The following is a 20,446-nucleotide window of genomic DNA, read 5'->3' as shown; positions in this document are numbered from 1 at the left end:
AGCCGACAAAAACAGTTATTAACCTAACCTAAACCAAAATTTAATATGCACAAAGAAGTCTGGAGTAATTGCTTAAAAATTATAAAAGACAACGTACCTTCTATCAGTTTTCGCACATGGTTTGAACCCATAGTTCCTTTGCGGTTAGAGAATAAAATACTTACCATCCAGGTGCCAAGCCCATTCTTTTATGAATACCTGGAAGAAAAGTATATCGACATCATCAGTAAAACGCTGAGGAAGGAACTTGGCTATGAAGCAAAACTGGAGTACAGCATTGTCATGGAAAATCCAGGCCAGTCTGCAACAAAGCTCTATACCATTAAGCTCCCTGCTAAAAACCAGATTGAAATAAAGAACAATCCGGTAAGTGTGCCGATCAATGTGGAAGAAAACACCATCCGGAATCCTTTTATTTTCCCGGGGATCAAGAAGATGAACATCGATCCCAGGCTTAATGCTGAGTATTCCTTCGATAATTTTGTTGAAGGTGAATGCAACAGGCTTGCCCGTTCAGCGGGCTTTGCCGTGGCCAATAATCCAGGAGGAACTGCCTTTAATCCCCTGCTGATCTATGGTGACAGCGGACTGGGTAAAACCCATCTTGCACAAGCCATAGGTATTGAAATTAAAGATAAGTTCCAGGATAAAACAGTTTTATATGTTCCTGCCAACCGATTTCAGACACAATTCGTAGAGGCCATCAGGAATAACACAAAGAACGATTTTCTCCATTTCTACCAGATGATTGATGTGCTTGTAATTGATGATGTTCATGAATTTGCAGGCAAGGAAAAGACTCAGGATATCTTCTTCCATATTTTCAATCATCTTCATCAGTCGGGCAAACAGCTCATCCTTACCTGCGATAAACCTCCGGTTGAATTGCAGGGCTTGGAGCAGCGGCTGCTTTCGAGGTTCAAATGGGGGCTTTCAGCTGATCTGCAGATACCTGACTACGAGACAAGGGTTGCCATTCTGAAGCAGAAGACCTATAAAGACGGGATTACGCTGCCTGATGACGTGGTTGAATACATAGCCACCCATATTACCGATAATGTGAGGGAACTTGAAGGCGCCCTGATTTCGTTACTTGCCCAGAGCACGCTGAATAAAAAGGAGATCACGCTCAACCTGGCCAAGGAAATGATCGACAAACTGATCAAGAATACAAAACGTGAAGTTTCAATCGATTATATCCAGAAAGTAGTTTGCAATTACTTTGATGTGCCTGTTGATTCTCTGCAGTCGAAGACGAGAAAAAGAGAAATTGTACAGGCCAGACAGGTTGCCATGTATTTTTCGAAGAACCTTACAAAATCTTCTCTTGCCACCATCGGGTCACAAATCGGTGGAAAAGATCATGCAACGGTTCTTCATGCCTGTAAAACAGTGAATAATCTGGTTGAAACGGATAAACAGTTTAAGGGCCAGATCGAAGAAATAGAAAAGAAACTCAAATTCTAGATACAAAAAGGTTCATTGAAAAATGAACCTTTTTTTTTGCCTGCTATTTTCAGTTGAATGGATGCTTACAGAACCATAGATCAACCTGCTGAAGGAACATTCCGCGACCGGAACAGCCGGTTTCTTGCATTTGGTAATCCGGTTACCTCTGTGAATGAAGCGCTTGAGATTCTTGAAGTTCTCCGGAAGAAATATCATGATGCAAGGCATCATTGTTATGCCTACCGAATAGGTGTTGAATCAGAGCAAACCAGGATGAATGATGACGGTGAACCTTCAGGAACTGCCGGTAAACCGATCTATAACCAGATTTTATCTCATGGTGTAACCAATGTCCTCGTTGTTGTGGTAAGGTATTTCGGCGGAACATTGCTGGGAACCGGAGGTCTCATCAATGCCTATAAGTCGGCAACAGCCGATATGTTTGAACATGCTGCTATCACTGAACGATTTATTGAACAAACCATTGAATTGAAATTTCCTTATGAAAAACTGAACAGCATCATGCGAATACTGAAAGATGAGAACCTGGTCCCTGAGCATCCGGTGTACGAAATGGATTGCAGCATGCAGCTTCATGTAAGAAAAGGATCATATGATAAGGTAATTCAAAAGCTTTCGGCCCTTGGTGATATTCATATAAAGTGAAGATTAAAGTCATAGAAATAATGCATAAAATACAATAACTTAATTGCAGTAAAATCTGAATCTTATGATAAATAATAAAAGCCTGGTTTCCATTACCGATTACAGCAAGGAGGAATATCTCCGCATACTTCAGCTGGCCGATGAGTTTGAAAAAAATCCACAACCCGGCTTGCTGAAGGATAAAGTAGTTGCCACACTTTTCTTTGAACCCTCTACACGCACAAGGCTCAGCTTTGAAAGTGCCGTGCTGAAACTCGGAGGGAAAGTCATCGGATTCAGCGACTCAAGCTCATCAAGCGTTACAAAGGGTGAAACCCTTTATGATACTATTAAAATCGTAAGTAATTATTGCGATCTTATTGTGATGAGGCATCCGCTTGAAGGAACTGCCCGGTTTGCCAGTGAGGTAACCAATATTCCGGTAGTAAATGCAGGCGATGGGGCCAATCAGCATCCTACCCAAACGCTGCTCGACCTGTATTCCATTCAGAAAACCCAGGGGACACTTGATAACCTCACTATTATGATGGTAGGCGATCTCAAATACGGACGTACGGTTCATTCCCTGCTGATGGCCATGACTCAGTTCCAGACAACCTTTCACTTTATTTCACCCGATGAGCTCAAAATGCCTGAAGAATATAAGTATTACCTCAACCAGCTGGGATTGAAATATACGGAACAAAAAGATTTTGGCGCCAATGTGAAAGATGCCGATATTATATATATGACAAGAGTTCAGAAAGAAAGATTTTCAGACCCAATTGAATATGAGCGTACTAAAAATGCCTATGTGTTAAAGAACAAAATGCTTGATGGAACAAAGGAAACGATGAAAGTGCTTCATCCTCTTCCCAGGGTGAATGAAATAGATCAGGATGTGGATTCAAGTCCCAAAGCCTATTACTTTACCCAGGCCCTGAACGGTGTCTTTGTAAGGCAAGCCATTATAGCTTCAATATTAGGACTTAAATAAATTTAATCATGCTTCACATGAAAGACAAGAAACTGGAAGTAAGTGCCATCGAAAACGGCACTGTAATCGACCATATTCCCGCAAATGTACTTTTCAAGGTCATATCCATTCTGAACCTGGATAAGATTGACAAGCAGATTACATTCGGAACTAACCTTATCAGCAAAAAACTGGGTAAGAAGGCCATCATAAAACTATCCGATACATTCTTTATTGACAAGGAAATAAACAAAATTGCCCTTGTGGCACCCCAGGCTAAACTGAATATCATAAGGGATTATTCGGTTGTAGAAAAGAGAATTGTAGAAGTTCCGGAAGAAATAATCGGGATTGCGAAATGCATGAATCCCAAATGCATAACCAATAATGAGCGCATTGTTACCCGTTTCCAGGTAATTTCAAAAAGCAATGTAAAGCTGAAATGCCATTATTGCGAAAAGATCACCGACCAGGATCATATTGAGATTGTTTGATTGGCTTCGCCGTTTAAAAAAGAAGTTTGAAAAAGAGTTTGAAAAAGTTTAAATATCAAAGTACTTCAAACGGTTTTATTCAAACAATTTCAGTTCAAACGGTTTTATTCAAACGATTTCAGTTCAAACGGTATTCAAACGTTTATCTGATCCTGTCATACGATTTCACAAGCAGCTCATCGTGCCTTATACCGCGAATGGCCATGGTGCAAAATATCAGTGCAAGTACAGGAAAGGCCATGCCAAGCCTGAGCGTTGATGTTTCATCGGTAAAATTGCTCTTAACCGTAAAATAGTAAGCCAGCATCGAGCAGGTCAGTATCACAATAAACACCATATTCAGTAACGTGAGCCTGATTTGCAAAATGCGCTTGTGATAAAGAAATATCGTGAAAAAACTTAAAAATCCCGATACCAACACGAGGAAAATCACCGGAATAGTTGTTTTATAAGTGGAAATCACATTTTCGCCTGACTGGATGGTTATAACGTGTGCTTTAAGCAGCAATGACTGTCCGTCGACCAGGGTAATACCGGCATAAGGCTTTATAAGAATAAAGCTCATTAAGATGGTAACAAGAAGCAGGTAGATTGATTGAACGCGTTGGATCATAGATTCATGATTTTATCCAAATTTATGAAAAAAAATAGTTAGCAATTTATTTAGCTTCAGAAATTGAATTTGGATAATTTTGTACAATAACAATCGGATATGGATAAGAGAGAGATATTGGCAATGATTTCCTTACTTGACGATAATGATCATGAGGTTATCAATACCGTTACTGGAACGTTATTACGACAGGGGGCTGAAGTGATCCCCGAATTAGAAAAGGCCTGGGAAGGCACATTAAATGAAAAAACACAGGCACGGCTTGAAAATCTGATACAGGAAATACAATTCAACAGGGTAAAAACAGATCTTGGACGTTGGCTTAAAACAGGTGCCGAATATGTTCTTGAAGGTGCTTTTTATGTAGCACGTTTTCAATTCCCGGATATCACCATGAGCAAAATGAACGGTATGATTGAGAGTATCCGGAAGGATGTTTGGCTTGAGATCAATAACAACCTGACTGCCCTTGAAAAAGTCAAGATACTGAATTATGTTATTTTTGACCTTCATAAATTCGCTCGCAACAACGCTGATTTTTATTCACCGCAGAATTCCTATATAAACCAGGTTTTTGAAACCAGGAAGGGTAATCCCATTTCACTGGCTATCATTTATCTTTCGGTTGCCCATAAGCTGAGCTTACCCATTTACGGAGTAAATCTTCCGAAAAATTTCATACTTGCCTATAAGGATGAATACAGGCAGCATGATGCAGCCGATGAATCGGAAGATATCCTTTTTTATATCAATCCTTATAACAAGGGTGCAGTTCTCGGTCGCCGGGAAATCGACTATTTCATAAGCCAGCAGCAAATCAAATCTCATCCTTCATTTTATATCCCCTGCTCAAATGTGGACATTATTGTAAGGTTAATCAATAACCTTATTCTGTCGTTTGAAAAGCTGGGTTATGCGCAGAAGATCGCGAAGATGAAGGAATTGCTGGAAATTCTGGAAGTGAAGGAATAAAAAAAATTTACGATTTTTTGATTTACGATTTACGATTCGTCTGCATACATCCTAAACTATAATCGTAAATCGTAAATCGTAAATCGTCAATTACTTCGCGTAGGAAACCGCTCTTGTTTCCCTTATTACTGTAATTTTTATCTGACCTGGATACGTCATTTCATCCTGTATCTTCTTTGCAATCTCATATGACAGGCTATCAGCTTCCTTATCCGAAACCTTTTCGCTGCCTACAATAACCCTGAGTTCTCTGCCGGCCTGTATGGCGTAAGTCTTCATTACTCCGGGATAAGAAAGAGCGAGAGATTCCAGGTCCTTAAGTCTTTTGATATAGGATTCAACCACTTCACGACGGGCACCGGGACGGGCACCTGAAATGGCATCACAAACCTGCACAATAGGAGCAATCAGCGTAGACATTTCCACTTCGTCATGATGTGAACCGATTGCATTGCAAATCTCAGGCTTTTCTTTATATTTTTCAGCCAGCTTCATACCAAAAACGGCATGGGGCAATTCGGGCTCATCATCAGGAACCTTGCCGATGTCATGCAAAAGGCCTGCCCGCTTGGCAAGTTTAGCGTTTAACCCAAGTTCACTGGCCATAATTGCGCAAAGGTTTGCAACTTCCCTTGAGTGCTGCAAAAGATTCTGACCGTATGACGACCTGTATTTCATTTTTCCGACAAGGCGGATAAGATCGGGGTGCAGTCCGTGAATTCCAAGATCGATTGTTGTTCGCTTTCCGACTTCAACAATTTCTTCTTCAACCTGCTTTCTGACTTTTTCAACAATTTCCTCAATGCGGGCGGGATGTATTCTTCCGTCGGTTACAAGAAGATGAAGCGCCAGACGTGCAATTTCACGTCTTACAGGGTCAAAGGCTGAAAGAATGATGGCCTCAGGAGTATCATCCACAATAATTTCAACACCGGTGGCAGCTTCAAGTGCGCGGATATTTCGGCCTTCGCGACCTATTATCCGACCCTTTATTTCATCACTTTCAATATTGAAAACAGTAACTGAATTTTCAATAGCAGTTTCCGAAGCAACCCGCTGTATCGTTTCAACAACAATCTTTTTGGCTTCACGGGTCGCTGTCATTTTGGCTTCAGCCATTATTTCATTCACATAGGAGATAGCCTGAACTTTTGCTTCTTCACGCAACGATTCAGTAAGCTGGTTCTTGGCATCTTCAGCGGATAGCCCTGAAATGGTTTCAAGTTGTTCAACCTGCTGCCTGTGCAGCTTTTCAAGTTCTTCTGAACGCTTTTCAAACAAACCCAGCTGAACATTCATATTCTCACGCACCGATTCCAGTTCGTTTTTCATACGCTGCTGCTCTTCGATTTTCTGTGAGAGCTGCATTTCCTTTTGATTCAGCCTGTTCTCAATGGCGTTGATCTTGCTGTTCTTTTCATTAATATAGCGTTCATGCTCGCTTTTGAGTTGCAGGAATTTTTCTTTTGCCTGCAGCATCTTGTCTCTTTTCTGAGCTTCACCTTCAAGCTCAGCTTCTTTCAGAATACTTTCCTTCTTCTTTTTCAGCGCGAAATTCCAAAGGAAATACGATAATCCGCCGCCCACAATAAAGAAGGCAAGGCCGATTACCAGACTTAATAAATTTAGTGTATCTAATAGGATCATTGAATCTGAAAATTATTTATATATAATAAAAAACCCGCATATGTTTCTCCTGGTGTGTAAAAACCCCAATACGACATGGGTGGAGAGGCCAAAATGTTTCGAACTTCCATTGTCCCTTCGCCTAAGCGGAGAAATTCTCCCGTCGAAACGGGATGATTATGGCCTGTTCTTGACATGCTGAGCTTTCTCCAATTTATAAAGTGTTGAGTTTCACAGCACTGTAAGAAACTATGCGGGCTATATCTTTCTTATGTAAAGAACTTATTTACTCTCTCTTAAATAAGACTCCAATTCATCATTCAGTTCCTGCAGTTGTTGCTCCAGGGGTGAGACATCCATTTTATCTTCCATCTCAATTACCCGTGTTACAAACTGCAGAGCTGCCATTGCCAAAAAATCCTGGACATCCTTGTCCAGATAACGCTGCTTATATTGCAGCACTTTATCATTTATTAACCTGGCAGCCTTTCTGATCTTTTCCTCATCCTTTCTCTCTATTTTTAGTGGATAATACCGGTCGGCAACATTTACTTTTATTGACAGTTTATCATCCATAGCAAGATCCGTCTTTTATCGGTTCAAGAGAGCAATGCATTTATCAATCTCCCGCACGATTTTGTTTACCTGTAGTTTTGTATCATGTACATCCTCACCAGGCACTGAGGATAACACTTTTGCTATTCTTAGGTTTTCGTATTTTTTATTCAGTTCATCTATGTTGTTTTCAAGTACAGTAATTCGTTCAGTTAATTCAAGGTTTCTTTCCTTTAGTGCATTGTTCCTGCTCCGTTCGGTTTCATAGAGTGCAACAAGAGTTTTAATCCTCTGTTTCAATCCTGTAAATATCTCATCTGACTTTGAATCCATATAATCTGATCACAGAATCCTGTTATTTCTCAAAAAAGCAAAAATACTAATTAGTTCTTTATACAATTACACATAGCTAAAATTTATAATTTTGCTTTCAGACTACATGTTCAATTGCAAATCGTCATTTAAATATATGCATAATATTTCACTTTTTTTATTTCTTTCAGGGTTATTTATCACCACGTCTGCATATTCACAATCCTCAAACAAGGAAAAAACGAATAAGCCACAGTTCGTATCGCCACTCGACATTCCGCTGTTCCTGTCCAGTAATTACGGTGAATACCGGGCGGGTCATTTTCATGCGGGTGTCGATTTTAAAACTCAACAGGTAGAAGGAAAAAATGTTTACGCATCCGACAGCGGATATGTATATCGCGTGGTTGTGCTCACCGGTGGCTACGGGAATGCGCTTTATATAAAACATCCTTCAGGATTAATAACATTATACGGGCATTTGAGCAGGTTCGAACCTTCCATCGAAAAATATGTAAAGGAGCAGCAATACCATAAAAAGTCGTTCACGGTCGATCTTTCTCCTCCGGAGAATAAGTTTGTTTTCAGGAAAGGACAATTCATAGGCTGGTCGGGTAATTCCGGAGGTTCTTTCGGCGCGCACCTGCATTTTGAAGTCCGTGATGAATCCGGATCAGTGCCCTTGAATCCGTTGCTATACGGTTTCGATGTGAAAGATAAAACAAGGCCTGAATTGATGTGGCTCATGCTGTATTCAAAAGATACGTCAAGCTCAGTGAATGGCATCCGTCAGAATCTGTCGGTTAAAATAAAGCACACGGCCAAAAGGGACTTCATCGTTCCGGATACGATTTCAGTTAGCGGAAATATTGGTCTCGGACTTGAAACATACGATTTCCTGGATAATACAACGAATCAATGCGGACCCGCTTCAATTCATGTTAAGGTTGATAACAGGCCCTATTTCGTTTGCAACATTGACAGTGTTTCTTTTGATGCGGCAAATTATATTAACAGCTATTACGATTATGGCGAGATGCTCCGGTCGGGACGGAAGTTTCAAAAGCTTTTCATTGATCCTAACAATAGCCTCAGCATTTTCAAAAAGGCCGAGAACCGGGGGATACTCCGTTTTACCGATACAAAGGTACATGAAATTGAAATCACTGTAACCGACACCTACGGAAACCAGTCAGAGCTTACGTTCTACCTGCGGCCTGTACATCATATACCTGAAGAGATTCAGGCAGACACCACAGTTGCCGGTCATTTTAATTACGACAGCCTTAACGTATTTGAAAACGGGCAGGTACGTGTATCTATTCCTAAGAACTCCCTGTTTGATGATATCGATTTTCAGTATAAAGAAACTCAGAATGACAGTTTTCGTTATTCACCTGTGCACAGCATTCACAACAGGTATACTCCTTTATTATCCTCTTATATTCTGTCGATTAAGGCTGCTGAGTTGCCTGAAACGCTAAGACATAAGGCATACCTGGCATTACGGGGTTCAAAGGGTTCATGGATATGCCAGGGCGGGGAATACAAGAACGGGTATGTTACAGGCAGGGTCAGAACTTTCGGTGATTACATTATAGCCATTGATACGGTTGCACCGGTTATCAGGCCGGTTAGCTTTAAGCCACAGGCAAAATATAAACCCGATGATGTGATTTCCTTTGTAATTGCCGATACACTTTCAGGTATACAGAAATATTCGGGCTATATCGACAAAAGCTGGTGCCTCTTTGAATATGATGCAAAAAATGACCTGCTGAGCTACAAGATGGATAAAAGCCGGTTAACACGGGACAGGTTGCATCATCTTGAAATTATTGTAACGGATAACAAGGGAAATACAGCTAAATATAACGGTAGTTTCTACTTTTAATGAAAAGGAAATATACAGTGGTTGGCATAATGTCGGGAACAAGCCTTGATGGACTTGACCTTGTATTATGCAGGATTGAAATGAAAAAGGGAAACTGGCAGTTTGAGGTTCTTTCAGCCAAAACCATCCCTTATCCGGAGATCTGGAAACACAGGCTTGAAATGGCAGCTTCGCTGAACGCCGCTGAATTCATGCAGCTGCATAATGAATATGGAAAGTATACCGGTGAACAGGTTAAGAGTTTTATTGAGGGATTTCCCGGAAAGGTTGACCTTATTGCTTCTCATGGCCATACGATCTTTCATCAGCCCGAGAAAAGATTTACTTTCCAGATCGGATCAGGATTGACAATCGCTCAGGAATGCAATATTCTGACTATTTCAGACTTCCGGTCGATGGATATAGCCTTGGGAGGGCAGGGGGCTCCCCTGGTTCCTGCAGGCGACCGCCAGTTGTTTTCTGAATATGACTTCTGCCTCAACCTTGGCGGTTTTGCTAATATTTCAAATGAAGAAAAAGGAACACGTATAGCTTGTGACCTTTGTCCCGTAAACTTTATAGCTAACCGGTATGCATCGGAATTTAAAATGGAATTCGACAGGGATGGCCTGCTTGGAAGGAAAGGATCAGTTCATCAGCTGCTGGTTGACGAATTGAATAATCTTGAGTTCTATAGTTATAAAGGTCCTAAATCATTGGGAAGGGAATGGGTTGAACAGGTTTTCCTGCCGGTAATTTCAAAATATGATATTCCGATCCCAGATCTCCTGCGGTCTTTTTATGAACATGCTGCCATCCAGATCGCTGCCTGGATTAACCGGTACCCTGCCGGAAAAGTTTTGACCACAGGAGGAGGAGCCTACAATACGTTTCTGATTGAACTGATCCGCCAAAAGTCCGGGTCGGAGATCATATTGCCTGACGACACGATAATAAAATTTAAGGAAGCTCTCATATTTGCCTTCCTTGGTGTTTTGCGTTTGCTGGGAGAGGTGAATTGTTACGCATCAGTAACCGGTGCCTCGCAGGATTCGAGCGGGGGAGTAATTTTTGAACCGTATTAAAAGACAAGATACTGGATTCTGGATACAAAAAGCTCGTCATTGCGAGTAAGAACACCTTATTAAAGATCACCCAATGATATGACAACCACGGGCTTTCACGATAGCTACGAAGTAGCGAGATCTGAATAACCGCGGGTGAAACCCGTGGATTATGATGCCAGCAGACAAGAAACCTGAAAGGGTTCAATTTCAATTATGTATTATTCAACTCTTTCAGAGTTGTGTTTGTCATCGTAGCACCGTACCACGGGTTTCACCCGCGGTTATTCAAATTGAACCCTTTCAGGGTTATTCATTAGCTATAATGAATTACGAAAAGTCGTCATTAGTAGGAGCGTGTTAAATCCTCAGGCGTCCCATTGGTCCTATTGGTCCCATTGGTCACAAAAACTCCGAACACCGAACACTGATTTAAGATTTAAGAAGTTTTTCCGAAGCCCCCACTAAAAAAGATATGGGTGAGAACCCATGGTCTCACCCATTCTTAACCCTAACTACAAAAAAACAAACTAATTATTAACTAATACTACTAATTATGAAAATCCAACTCTAGCTTTCTGTTTATGCTCATGCTTAATTACCAATGCAAAATTAATGTCTGTGACAGGCCGAATCCAGTCATTACCTGTTAAAAACACCGAAAAAATGTTAACTGAAAACGGATCAGCCGTGCCAGATGTTAAAATTTACAAAAGATCAAGGAACGTTGTTCTGAGAACTGATAATCGTCAATGCCTTAATATAAATTTTGTTACTAACTTTATCAGCAAATCTCATTAATATGACAAATAGATTCATTGTAACACTTATCGGAATATTCATTTTCGCTCTTGAAAATACTTTTTCGTGTACAAATTTTTTAGTGTCAAAGGGTGCAACCCGGGATGGCTCTGTATTAATTTCCTACGCAGCTGATTCTCACGTACTTTTTGGTGAGTTGTATCATTACCCTGCAAAGGATTATCCTGCAGGCGCAATGCTTGACATTTATGAATGGGATACAGGAAAATATCTTGGAAAAATACCCCAGGTAAAACATACCTATAATGTAGTGGGAAATATGAACGAGCACCAGGTTGCCATTGGTGAGACAACCTATGGTGGAAGACTTGAACTGCAGGATACAACTGCCATAATGGATTACGGCAGCCTGATTTATATTGCCCTTCAACGTGCAACAACAGCCCGTGAAGCAATTCAGGTAATTGATCAGCTTATGCAGACTTACGGATATTATAGCGAAGGCGAATCTTTTTCAATTGCTGATCCGAATGAAGTCTGGATCATGGAACTCATTGGCAAGGGTCCCGGAAACAAAGGCGCAGTCTGGGTTGCCAGGCGGATACCAGACGGGTACGTTTGTGGACATGCCAACCAGGCCCGTATAACAACTTTCCCGTTAAATGATCCTAAAAACTGCCTGTATGCAAAAGATGTGATTTCTTTTGCCCGGAGTAAGGGTTATTATACCGGCTCTGACGAAAATTTTAGTTTTTCAGATGCCTATGCCCCGGTTACATTTGACGGTGCCCGTTTCTGTGATGCCAGGGTTTGGACAGGTTTCAGAAAGGTTGCTGATGGCATGGACGAGTATACCGACTATGTTAAAGGAGAAAACCTGAAACACAGGATGCCCTTATGGGTTAAGGCTAATCGTAAGCTTGGTCCTGAGGACGTGATGAACATGATGCGCGATTACTACCAGGGAACACCTCTTGATATGACTCAGGATATCGGTGCCGGTCCCAATAAGTCAATTGTAAGATGGAGACCCATGACCTGGAAAGTGGATGGTAAGACTTACCTGAATGAAAGGGCCATTTCAACACAACAGACTGGTTTCTCGTTTATAGCCCAGTCACGTGCGTTTTTGCCCGATCCTGTAGGCGGAATTTTATGGTTTGGAGTTGACGATACATACAGTACGGTATATTCCCCGATGTATTGTGGTATGACATCTGTTCCTCCTGCTTTTGCAGTCGGAAATGGCGATATGATGGATTTTTCACCCGATGCTGCGTTCTGGGTATTCAACCAGGTCTCAAACCTGGCTTATACAAGGTATAATTATATGTTACCTTATATCCAGGAACGCCAGAAAAAACTTGAGAACGGCTATATGGCCGAAACTGCAAAGATCGACCAGGAGGCTGCTGCTCTTTACAAAAAGAATCCTGAAAAAGCTATAAAACTGATTACTGATTATTCGGTAAACGCAGGACAGAAAACCGTTGCAGAATGGAAAGATCTGTATGCCTTTCTTTTTACCCGGTACATGGATGGCAATGTGAAGACAAAAGTTGCCGGACAGAAAAACCCGAAACTCGAACAACCCGGTTATGACGAGGCATGGTACCGCGAAGTGGCCAAAGACGCCGGCGACAGGATAAGAGTTCCGGAAGGGAATGAAGGGCATTGAGAAATCGTCATTGCGAGGAGCGTACGTTCGTCATTGCGAGGAGCGTGACTATATATGATTATAGCAGAATGGATAGCGACGAAGCAATCTGCCCGCACAGGAAGAACTTAGCCATTAGAAGAGCCTGAATCAATAAGTATAATATTGAAAACAATCTCTTGGGAAAGCCCTGCCAGTTCGGGCAGATTGCTTCGTCGCTTTATGTTTTTACTATAATCATTGATTATCTGGCTCCTCGCAATGACGGGGCGTTTTACCTACGCCGTCTCACTTGCTTTTTCCAGCCTCTTTATGATAATGAATATAAATGAGGCCGATAGCAGGCAGCAAAATACGAGAATCGACCAGAACACGCTCAGGGAAACCTTGTCCCAGAAATAGCCCATCAATCCTACAAGCAGGTTACCCACTGAAGTGGCAGCAAACCATCCACCCTGTGCCAGTCCCTTATATTTAGGCGGAGCAACCCTCGATACGAAGGAGATGCCGATAGGACTCAGGAACAATTCAGCAATGGTGAGCATAAAATAAGTGGATATCAGCCAGTATGGCGAGACCAGTGTATGTGAAACTTCACCGCCGATTGATTTCGGCGACGGTAAATTCAGTGAAGCAATAATGAGCAGGCTGAAAGCTATGGCTGTAATGATCATGCCATATCCTATTTTTCGGGGTGACGAAGGTTCCTTGCCTTTTAGCCGCAGCCATGCGTAGATACCCAAAACAATCTGTCCCAGTGCCACAATGAAAAATGGGTTAAAATGCTGGAACTTCTGGGGAGTGAAGGGATTGGATTCTCCGTATCCCCTGTAACGCCAATACGCCAAAAGTCCGAACAGAACAAAGGCACCAAAACCTAATAGCCTTGTTTTTACCTGGTTCTTTTTACCCAGGGCAAATACGAGACCGATGACAGACAACAAAATCGGCAATAAACCGAAAAGGTCAAACCACAGGTTAGTGAATCTTCCGACTGATGGAACGGTATAATCACGGGCAAAAAGTGTCATTGTTAAACCGTTCTGATGAAAAGACATCCAGAAGAAAATCACTACAAAAAATACCATGAAAAGGGCAAAAACACGCCTTTTCGTTTCTTCAGGAGAAAGTTCTATAACAGCCGTTTTGTCGGCCATGGCTTTTTGTTTTTCGGTCTTATCTGCATAACTGTAAAACTTCTTAAAGCCTAGGAATATAATGATTGAAATAATGAGACTTATACATGCAACACCGAAGGCATAATGATACGATTTACTCAGTGCATCAATATAGTTTTGCGAAAAGCTCCCGAGTGTTTCAGCTGTAACATTTGCATCCTGCAGTCTGGCTATGTTCAGGTATTCAGTAATATTGCCGAGCTTGCTCTCCAGGAATTTGTGGGCAAGTGCGGGAATCCTTGAGTCATATGTATAATGAGCCGCTTTAAGTACGTAATTGTTCACCGCTTCTGCAGCCGTTGGAGCAAACATGGCGCCAATATTGATGCACATATAGAAAATGGTGAAAGCCGAATCGCGTTTGTCGCTGTATTTCGGATCATCGTACATATTGCCGACAAGTGCCTGAAGATTGCCCTTGAAAAGTCCGGTGCCGAGAGCCACTGTGAACAGTGCACCGATCACCAGCCACAGGCTTGTATCTCCCTTCAGCGGCATGGCAAGTAGCAAATAGCCGAAAAACATAACAAAAATTCCCACTGTTATTGTTTTCCCGTATCCCAGGAGTTTATCCGCAATAAAACCTCCCAAAAGGGGCAGGAAATAAACACCAAACAGGAAGCTTGCCCATATGAACCCTGTTTTACTGGAATCATAGCCATATTTTGCCTGAAGGAACAAGGTGAAAATAGCATACATGGTGTAGAAACCAAATCTTTCGCCCATATTGGCAAGGGATGCAATCAGCAATCCCCTTGGATGTCCTTTAAACATTTGAAAAGGTTTTTAATGTTATTTAAAAAGAATAAATCTGTTTTTATAAAGCTGCCTTAGGAATTCAGTGACTCTTTTTTCCATCGGTTCTGCCGGTTCAGCGGAACCTGGATTCATCCGTTCACAGATCTCTCCCGTGTTCCGTATGCCATCAATCAAATCCCATACCTTGCTTCCCATTGTATCAAGGTGAATTTTGATGTGGGCCGACCTGCGCGGCGGTATCAGCCATTTACGCATCCAGGCACTTTTGAACTTAGGAAGAAGCAATGTTATTTCATCCCCATCCCTGGTGAATTCAGTTATATTCCGGACAGGAACCATATCCAGAAAATTCCGCGGATCTCGGGCCATTACAATACTACATTACAGCGCCCGGCGGTACGGGTGCATCAGCTTTTCCGGCATTCCTCAGGGGAATTCTTACAAGTACAACAGCTATCACAGCCAACACAAGTATACTTATAATGAAAGGAGGATGCTTGAAAATTGAAACTATATCGTAAAGGAAAATATTCCCGACAGCGAAAATGGCGATTACAAGTCCCATCAGTGCTTCGCCTGCTATTAATCCTGAGGCCAGCAATACCCCGGTGTTTTCCGAATTGATTTTCTGAGCAGCTGAGAATTTTCGTTTCTCACTGATATTGTCAACAAGACCTTTAAAAAGTCCGCCAAGGAAAATGGCAAACGTGGTTTCCAACGGAAGGTACATACCTACGCAAACCAGCATGGGGCTTTTAACCTGCATCATAATGAATGCTACTCCCATAAGCATACCGGCAATAATTAAAGGCCATGCCATTTGTCCGCTAACAATACCCTTTGATAATATAGCCATTAGACTGGCCTGTGGGGCAGAGAGGTTTTTACTTCCAAAACCGCCGTCATACCCTTCACGGATGCCTTTTGCAATGTCACCGTCATTGAGGAAAACCAGGACGCCGAACATTACAAGGCCGGCCAGTACAACGCCTATGATATCACCAACCTGCATTCGCCAGGGTGTTCCACCCAGGATATGCCCGGCTTTAAGGTCCTGCAACATTTCACCGGCCACAGCAGCTGAAACGCATACTATGGCTGCCACTCCAAGAACCGATGCGACGCCTTCAGTTCCGGTTACGCCAAGGGCAACCATAAGCAATGCGGTAACCACAAGAGCGGTAAGGGTAAGTCCTGATATGGGGTTATTGCTTGAGCCCATGATACCTACAAGGTAACCCGATACGGCTGCGAAAAAGAAGGCAAGGATAATCATTACAGTGGCGGCAACAAGGGCAACCAATGCGCTTGTATGGAATATATAAAAGGTGATGAGGAAAGTAAGCACGGCAACTGAAAAAATACCGATCATTATGCGGTTGAAGGGAATATCTTTTTCATTCCGCGGAATGTCAACCTGCTGACCGGCAGCGGCCTTTTTCACATCGCTAACTGATCTGGCAATACCTGCTGTGAGGCTTTTTCTCATTCTCCACAAGGTGAATACTGCGCTGACAAGCATTCCGCCGATAGCTATGGGGCGGACAACATAACGCCAAATGGAATAGAAGGTGTCAGTCCACACTTTATGCATGGCAGCATCGGGTGTGAGGGAAGGATTTGAAGCCATCACCGAAGCAGCCATGGCATTCAGATCGAATGAGGGAGCCAGGAAATACAGGATCATGGGTGTAAGCAAGCCCCACGCAAGAACACCCCCACTGAAGTTCAAAGAACCCAGACGCGGACCAATAATATAGCCAACGCCAATGTAAGCGGGACTAATTCCGGGACTTCCGAGCATCATACCGCCCTGGCCTGTAAATTTGGTACCTGTAACAGTTTGTTTGACAAAAAGGAAGAACTTTTCCCAGTAAACAGGGAACAGCTTGATTTCTCCGAGTAATTTAACAAGCCCTCCCATAGCCATGGCGGCGAAAAGAAACTTTGAATTGTTGCCTGTCGACTGGCCTGCCTTATGAATTTCAGCGGCTGCAACCGATTCGGGAAAGGGCAATTCGGTATCTTCAACCATCACACGCCGTAAAAGGGCAACAAACATGATACCCAGCACGCCACCTGCGATGAGAATGAGGGTGGATGCCACATAATGGCCGGGAGTAAAGAAAGGATCCCAGATTCCGGATACAAAAAATGCCGGAAGTGTGAAAATAGCTCCGGCAGCAACCGACTCACCTATTGAACCTACGGTACGGGCGAAGTTCTCTTCAAGAATCGATCCTCTCATGGCTTTCAGAATTGCCATACCAATCACCGCTGCAGGATACGTTGCAGCAATTGTCATTCCCGCCTTCAGGCCCAGGTAGGCATTGGCGGCTCCCAACACAACAGCCATGACAAGTCCGATGATCAGTGCCCTCACTGAAAACTCCTTCATACTGGTATCAGGTGATACAAACGGAATAAATTTTTTATTTTCGGCCATATAGTTATTTTTAATTTTTCACTCCTCGAATTTTGAAAATCGCTCTCCCTTTGCAAAAAAGAAATCGCATTCAATATCGGCATTTTCGTCGCTGTCAGATCCATGAACCGCATTGCGTTCAATGTTTTCAGCAAAAAGTTTTCGTATGGTTCCTTCTTCAGCCTTTGCAGGATCAGTGGCACCCATCAGTTTCCTGTAATCAGCCACAGCATTTTCCTTCTCAAGTATTCCCACAACGACAGGGCCGGAAGTCATAAAAGTTACAAGACTTTCGAAAAACGGCTTCTGTTTATGAACCGCGTAAAAATGTTCAGCATGATACCGGTCCAGCATGGTAAGCTTCAATGCCGAAAAATGAAAACCGGCGGCATTGATCTTGGCAAGAATGGGTCCTATATATTCATGACTTACAGCCCCCGGCTTGATTATGAAAAAGGTCTTTGTTCCGGCCATAATCTTGATTTTTATTGGTGTATGGGCGAATATAAATAAAATTAATTAAAAACTTGATTACACAAATCAGCCATTGAGATAAGAACTTAATTAAATTTGACCTTTTAAAAACACTGCGTTTTCGAATCATGCATGAATAATTCTGAAGGTCAAATCATCTGGCAGAATATAAGCCAAACTGTTAAGTTACTTAAAAGTCAGGCAAAAAAAATAGCCATTCTTTGTCATCTTAATCCCGACGGCGATACATTGGGTTCTGCACTTGCCCTGAACCGGCTGTTCACAAAAATGGGGCACAACTGTGATGTGATTTCTCCCAACGACTACCCTGAATTTCTTAAATGGATGCCGGGTTCAGATAAAATCGTTATCCTTAAACATGAACATGACAGGGTGGTTGGCATATTGAAGAATGCTGAAATGATCTTCGCCATTGATTTCAATGAAATCAAAAGATTCCGTGACCTTCGCGATGTATTTGAATCCTCAGCAGCCTTCAGGGTGCTCATTGACCATCATCCCGCACCCACAATGAAAGTGGATTGTATGCTGTCCGATCCTTCCGCCAGCTCAACTGCAGAACTGGTATACCGGTTTATTCATGAAGCAGCCTTTAAAAATCAGATGGACGCTGAAATATCGGCTTGCCTTTTCACAGGCATTATGACCGATACAGGATGCTTCAGCTATAATTCCTCTAACCGGAAAACGTGGGAAACTGTGGCTGATCTGCTGGATTACGGAATCAACAAAGATGAGATCTATTCCTTTGTATACGATAATTATTCGGAACACCGAATGCGCCTGCTTGGTTTCAGCCTGAATGAGAAACTTGAAGTTTTTCCTGAATTCAAAACAGGTATCATTTCAATTTCAAAAGCTGATATGAAAAAATACCACTTCGAAGTGGGCGACAGTGAAGGATTTGTTAATTATCCCCTGTCGATAAAAGGAGTTTGCTTCTCGGCCCTGTTCCTTGAAAAGGATGATCATATAAAACTTTCATTCCGTTCGAAGGGTACATTTCCTGTTAATGAATTCTCAAGAGATCATTTTCATGGCGGAGGGCATAAAAATGCTTCAGGTGGGGAGGCATATTGCTCTCTTGACGAAGCCTTAAAACAATTTAAGGATTTATTGCCCCGTTATCGCGATAAATTGAACCGTGATGAGGATTAATGTTTTATTCCTTCTGACTGTTGCCCTGGTCACGGGCAGTTGTTCCCGTCAGCCGGAAAGGCAGATTACGGAAAAAGAGGTAAGGGAAACACAGAACGCCATGGTTGAAGTGAACAGGATGCTTGTACAAAAAGACAAGCAAAAAATCACTGATTATATGAGGCAGCATAATCTATCCCTTCAGGAATCTGAAACGGGATTGTGGTATGGAATTACTAAAAAAGGAACCGGCGAACCGGTTAAGGATGGAATGACAGTGACGCTTGAATATGATGTCAGGCTTCTTGACGGAACTCGTTGTTACAGTTCGGATTCGCTCGGAAATAAACAATTTACAGTTGGTAAAGGGGAAGTGGAATCAGGCCTTGATGAAGGCGTCAGGCTCCTGCAAAAAGGCAGCGAAGCCGTCCTTATTCTTCCTCCGCACCTGGCATTCGGATTCCAGGGAGACGGTGATAAAATTCCGGCTCGTTCCATAATTGTATATCATCTAAAAATCATAAAGGCAGATGCACAGGCAGCTTCATGAAATATTCTTTCTGATTCTCTTATTTTCAGTTGTTTCATGTGATCATTTTGCCCGATACCCGGGTTATAAGAAAGCATCGCATGGTATATACTATAAACTCACGGCTATTGGAGATGAGGATTCAGTTAAAGCTAAACCGGGCGACTATATAACCGTAAATCTTACCTACCTGACGATGAACGATTCCGCATTCTTCGACGGAAAAAGAAAATTCCAGGTAAAAGAACCTGCTTATGAAGGTGCTATTGATGAATGTTTTACCTTACTATCCCCTGAAGAAAGTGCTGTTTTTATTCTTTCGGCCGCTAAATTTTTCGAAAACACACTTCACAGTCCTTTACCACGTTTTATTAAAACAGATGATCCCGTAAAGGTAAAGGTTGATATGATCGACATACAAACTGAAGAAGACTACACCCGCGAGAAACAGGCCTTTCTTTCATGGATTCAGGATTTTGGTGAATATGAAAAAGTAATCCTCACCCAGTTTATTGACCAGGAAAAGCTGAATGTGAGTCCTTTGCCAGGCGGTATGTATTACCTTAATCTCATAAAGGGCAATGGTATTAAGGTTGAAAAAGGGGATACGGTTACCGTTAATTATGAAGGGAAATTTCTCAATGGCAGGTTTTTTGATTCTACCGTAAAGCGCGGACAGCCCTTTCAGTTTGTTTATGGTACCGAGTGGCAGGTAATTGAAGGACTGGAGCAGGCTATCGGAATGATGAGCGAAGGTGAGAAAAGCCTGTTTATTTTGCCCTCACAGCTTGCATTCGGGAATGAGGGATCATCCAATCAGTTGATACCGCCATTCACATCTCTCATTTTTGAGGTTGAAATTTTAAAGGTATCTTCGCCGTTAAACAAATCAGCATTAGCTGATCCGGTTCACAACGATTAATTC

19 protein-coding genes are annotated in these 20,446 nt (G+C 42.2%); 11 read left to right on the top strand and 8 right to left on the bottom strand.

Features of this window, described 5'->3' with window-relative positions:
- Nucleotides 1–45 precede the first annotated feature (45 nt).
- The 4 genes from dnaA (at nt 46) to pyrI (ending at nt 3,564) form a co-directional block, all read left to right on the top strand.
- On the top strand, nt 46–1,467 hold the full coding sequence (gene dnaA, locus VK179_00495) for a chromosomal replication initiator protein DnaA (GenBank protein HLO57197.1): 1,422 nt from the start codon (nt 46–48) through the stop codon (nt 1,465–1,467).
- Nucleotides 1,468–1,524: 57 nt separating this feature from the next.
- The gene (locus VK179_00490; GenBank protein HLO57196.1) at nt 1,525–2,115 is read left to right on the top strand and encodes a YigZ family protein; all 591 of its coding nucleotides are present in this window, start codon (nt 1,525–1,527) and stop codon (nt 2,113–2,115) included.
- Nucleotides 2,116–2,179: 64 nt separating this feature from the next.
- Nucleotides 2,180–3,091, top strand: a complete 912-nt coding sequence (gene pyrB / locus VK179_00485; GenBank protein HLO57195.1) for an aspartate carbamoyltransferase — start codon at nt 2,180–2,182, stop codon at nt 3,089–3,091.
- 17 nt (nt 3,092–3,108) lie between these two features.
- Entirely contained in the window at nt 3,109–3,564 is a 456-nt protein-coding gene (pyrI, locus tag VK179_00480; GenBank protein HLO57194.1) for an aspartate carbamoyltransferase regulatory subunit, read from the top strand.
- Between the two features lie 142 nt (nt 3,565–3,706).
- On the opposite strand, the gene VK179_00475 is transcribed toward pyrI, so the two are convergent.
- Nucleotides 3,707–4,177 (bottom strand): DUF4293 domain-containing protein, encoded by a 471-nt coding sequence (locus VK179_00475; protein ID HLO57193.1) that lies wholly within the window; start codon nt 4,175–4,177, stop codon nt 3,707–3,709.
- 99 nt (nt 4,178–4,276) lie between these two features.
- Here VK179_00475 and VK179_00470 point away from each other — a divergent pair, with 99 nt between their 5' ends.
- The gene (locus VK179_00470; GenBank protein HLO57192.1) at nt 4,277–5,149 is read left to right on the top strand and encodes a transglutaminase-like domain-containing protein; all 873 of its coding nucleotides are present in this window, start codon (nt 4,277–4,279) and stop codon (nt 5,147–5,149) included.
- 90 nt (nt 5,150–5,239) lie between these two features.
- On the opposite strand, the gene rny is transcribed toward VK179_00470, so the two are convergent.
- The 3 genes from rny to VK179_00455 form a co-directional block, all read right to left on the bottom strand.
- Nucleotides 5,240–6,796 carry a ribonuclease Y gene (gene rny / locus VK179_00465; GenBank protein HLO57191.1) on the bottom strand — a complete coding sequence of 519 codons (1,557 nt, stop codon included), beginning with the start codon at nt 6,794–6,796 and terminating at the stop codon, nt 5,240–5,242.
- A 261-nt stretch (nt 6,797–7,057) separates the two neighbouring features.
- Complete coding sequence (locus tag VK179_00460) at nt 7,058–7,351, bottom strand: cell division protein ZapA (protein ID HLO57190.1); 294 nt, start codon at nt 7,349–7,351, stop codon at nt 7,058–7,060.
- A 15-nt stretch (nt 7,352–7,366) separates the two neighbouring features.
- Nucleotides 7,367–7,663: a hypothetical protein gene (locus VK179_00455; protein ID HLO57189.1), complete on the bottom strand. Its 297-nt coding sequence runs from the start codon at nt 7,661–7,663 to the stop codon at nt 7,367–7,369.
- Nucleotides 7,664–7,799: 136 nt separating this feature from the next.
- Between VK179_00455 and VK179_00450 the strand changes: the two genes are divergently transcribed.
- From VK179_00450 to VK179_00440, 3 genes are all read left to right on the top strand, one after another.
- Nucleotides 7,800–9,536, top strand: a complete 1,737-nt coding sequence (locus VK179_00450; GenBank protein ID HLO57188.1) for a M23 family metallopeptidase — start codon at nt 7,800–7,802, stop codon at nt 9,534–9,536.
- The gene (locus VK179_00445) at nt 9,536–10,600 is read left to right on the top strand and encodes an anhydro-N-acetylmuramic acid kinase (protein HLO57187.1); all 1,065 of its coding nucleotides are present in this window, start codon (nt 9,536–9,538) and stop codon (nt 10,598–10,600) included. The genes VK179_00450 and VK179_00445 overlap by 1 nt, the downstream gene beginning before the upstream one ends.
- 781 nt (nt 10,601–11,381) lie before the next feature.
- Nucleotides 11,382–13,019, top strand: coding sequence for a C69 family dipeptidase (locus tag VK179_00440; protein ID HLO57186.1), 1,638 nt, complete (start codon nt 11,382–11,384; stop codon nt 13,017–13,019).
- A gap of 257 nt (nt 13,020–13,276) precedes the next feature.
- Here VK179_00440 and VK179_00435 read toward each other — a convergent pair whose 3' ends face one another.
- From VK179_00435 to ndk, 4 genes are read right to left on the bottom strand one after another with little or no spacing between them, the layout of a single operon-like run.
- Nucleotides 13,277–14,950 carry a peptide MFS transporter gene (locus tag VK179_00435; protein HLO57185.1) on the bottom strand — a complete coding sequence of 558 codons (1,674 nt, stop codon included), beginning with the start codon at nt 14,948–14,950 and terminating at the stop codon, nt 13,277–13,279.
- 18 nt (nt 14,951–14,968) lie between these two features.
- A complete protein-coding gene (locus tag VK179_00430; GenBank protein HLO57184.1) occupies nt 14,969–15,304 on the bottom strand; it encodes a PqqD family protein in 336 nt (111 codons plus the stop codon).
- Between the two features lie 7 nt (nt 15,305–15,311).
- Nucleotides 15,312–17,381, bottom strand: a complete 2,070-nt coding sequence (locus VK179_00425; GenBank protein HLO57183.1) for an oligopeptide transporter, OPT family — start codon at nt 17,379–17,381, stop codon at nt 15,312–15,314.
- Between the two features lie 18 nt (nt 17,382–17,399).
- The gene (ndk, locus tag VK179_00420; protein ID HLO57182.1) at nt 17,400–17,834 is read right to left on the bottom strand and encodes a nucleoside-diphosphate kinase; all 435 of its coding nucleotides are present in this window, start codon (nt 17,832–17,834) and stop codon (nt 17,400–17,402) included.
- A gap of 132 nt (nt 17,835–17,966) precedes the next feature.
- Here ndk and VK179_00415 point away from each other — a divergent pair, with 132 nt between their 5' ends.
- Genes VK179_00415 through VK179_00405 form a run of 3 tightly spaced genes read left to right on the top strand, consistent with a single transcriptional unit; the run spans nt 17,967 to nt 20,443 of the window.
- A complete protein-coding gene (locus tag VK179_00415) occupies nt 17,967–19,013 on the top strand; it encodes a DHH family phosphoesterase (GenBank protein ID HLO57181.1) in 1,047 nt (348 codons plus the stop codon).
- The gene (locus VK179_00410; protein HLO57180.1) at nt 19,003–19,542 is read left to right on the top strand and encodes an FKBP-type peptidyl-prolyl cis-trans isomerase; all 540 of its coding nucleotides are present in this window, start codon (nt 19,003–19,005) and stop codon (nt 19,540–19,542) included. Before VK179_00415 ends, VK179_00410 begins: the two co-directional genes overlap by 11 nt.
- Complete coding sequence (locus VK179_00405; GenBank protein HLO57179.1) at nt 19,523–20,443, top strand: FKBP-type peptidyl-prolyl cis-trans isomerase; 921 nt, start codon at nt 19,523–19,525, stop codon at nt 20,441–20,443. The genes VK179_00410 and VK179_00405 overlap by 20 nt, the downstream gene beginning before the upstream one ends.
- Nucleotides 20,444–20,446 lie beyond the last annotated feature (3 nt).

It is taken from the genome of Bacteroidales bacterium, assembly GCA_035299085.1.
Taxonomy (GTDB): Bacteria; Bacteroidota; Bacteroidia; order Bacteroidales; family UBA10428; genus UBA5072.
This window is presented reverse-complemented; position numbering and strand designations above follow the sequence as displayed.

Bases quoted from the DNA above. Each gene is read 5' to 3' on its own strand.
- dnaA (HLO57197.1), top strand. From the start codon at position 46: ATGCACAAAGAAGTCTGGAGTAATTGCTTAAAAATTATAAAAGACAAC.
- VK179_00490 (HLO57196.1), top strand. From the start codon at position 1,525: ATGGATGCTTACAGAACCATAGATCAACCTGCTGAAGGAACATTCCGC.
- pyrB (HLO57195.1), top strand. From the start codon at position 2,180: ATGATAAATAATAAAAGCCTGGTTTCCATTACCGATTACAGCAAGGAG.
- pyrI (HLO57194.1), top strand. From the start codon at position 3,109: ATGAAAGACAAGAAACTGGAAGTAAGTGCCATCGAAAACGGCACTGTA.
- VK179_00475 (HLO57193.1), bottom strand. From the start codon at position 4,177: ATGATCCAACGCGTTCAATCAATCTACCTGCTTCTTGTTACCATCTTA.
- VK179_00470 (HLO57192.1), top strand. From the start codon at position 4,277: ATGGATAAGAGAGAGATATTGGCAATGATTTCCTTACTTGACGATAAT.
- rny (HLO57191.1), bottom strand. From the start codon at position 6,796: ATGATCCTATTAGATACACTAAATTTATTAAGTCTGGTAATCGGCCTT.
- VK179_00460 (HLO57190.1), bottom strand. From the start codon at position 7,351: ATGGATGATAAACTGTCAATAAAAGTAAATGTTGCCGACCGGTATTAT.
- VK179_00455 (HLO57189.1), bottom strand. From the start codon at position 7,663: ATGGATTCAAAGTCAGATGAGATATTTACAGGATTGAAACAGAGGATT.
- VK179_00450 (HLO57188.1), top strand. From the start codon at position 7,800: ATGCATAATATTTCACTTTTTTTATTTCTTTCAGGGTTATTTATCACC.
- VK179_00445 (HLO57187.1), top strand. From the start codon at position 9,536: ATGAAAAGGAAATATACAGTGGTTGGCATAATGTCGGGAACAAGCCTT.
- VK179_00440 (HLO57186.1), top strand. From the start codon at position 11,382: ATGACAAATAGATTCATTGTAACACTTATCGGAATATTCATTTTCGCT.
- VK179_00435 (HLO57185.1), bottom strand. From the start codon at position 14,950: ATGTTTAAAGGACATCCAAGGGGATTGCTGATTGCATCCCTTGCCAAT.
- VK179_00430 (HLO57184.1), bottom strand. From the start codon at position 15,304: ATGGCCCGAGATCCGCGGAATTTTCTGGATATGGTTCCTGTCCGGAAT.
- VK179_00425 (HLO57183.1), bottom strand. From the start codon at position 17,381: ATGGCCGAAAATAAAAAATTTATTCCGTTTGTATCACCTGATACCAGT.
- ndk (HLO57182.1), bottom strand. From the start codon at position 17,834: ATGGCCGGAACAAAGACCTTTTTCATAATCAAGCCGGGGGCTGTAAGT.
- VK179_00415 (HLO57181.1), top strand. From the start codon at position 17,967: ATGAATAATTCTGAAGGTCAAATCATCTGGCAGAATATAAGCCAAACT.
- VK179_00410 (HLO57180.1), top strand. From the start codon at position 19,003: ATGAGGATTAATGTTTTATTCCTTCTGACTGTTGCCCTGGTCACGGGC.
- VK179_00405 (HLO57179.1), top strand. From the start codon at position 19,523: ATGCACAGGCAGCTTCATGAAATATTCTTTCTGATTCTCTTATTTTCA.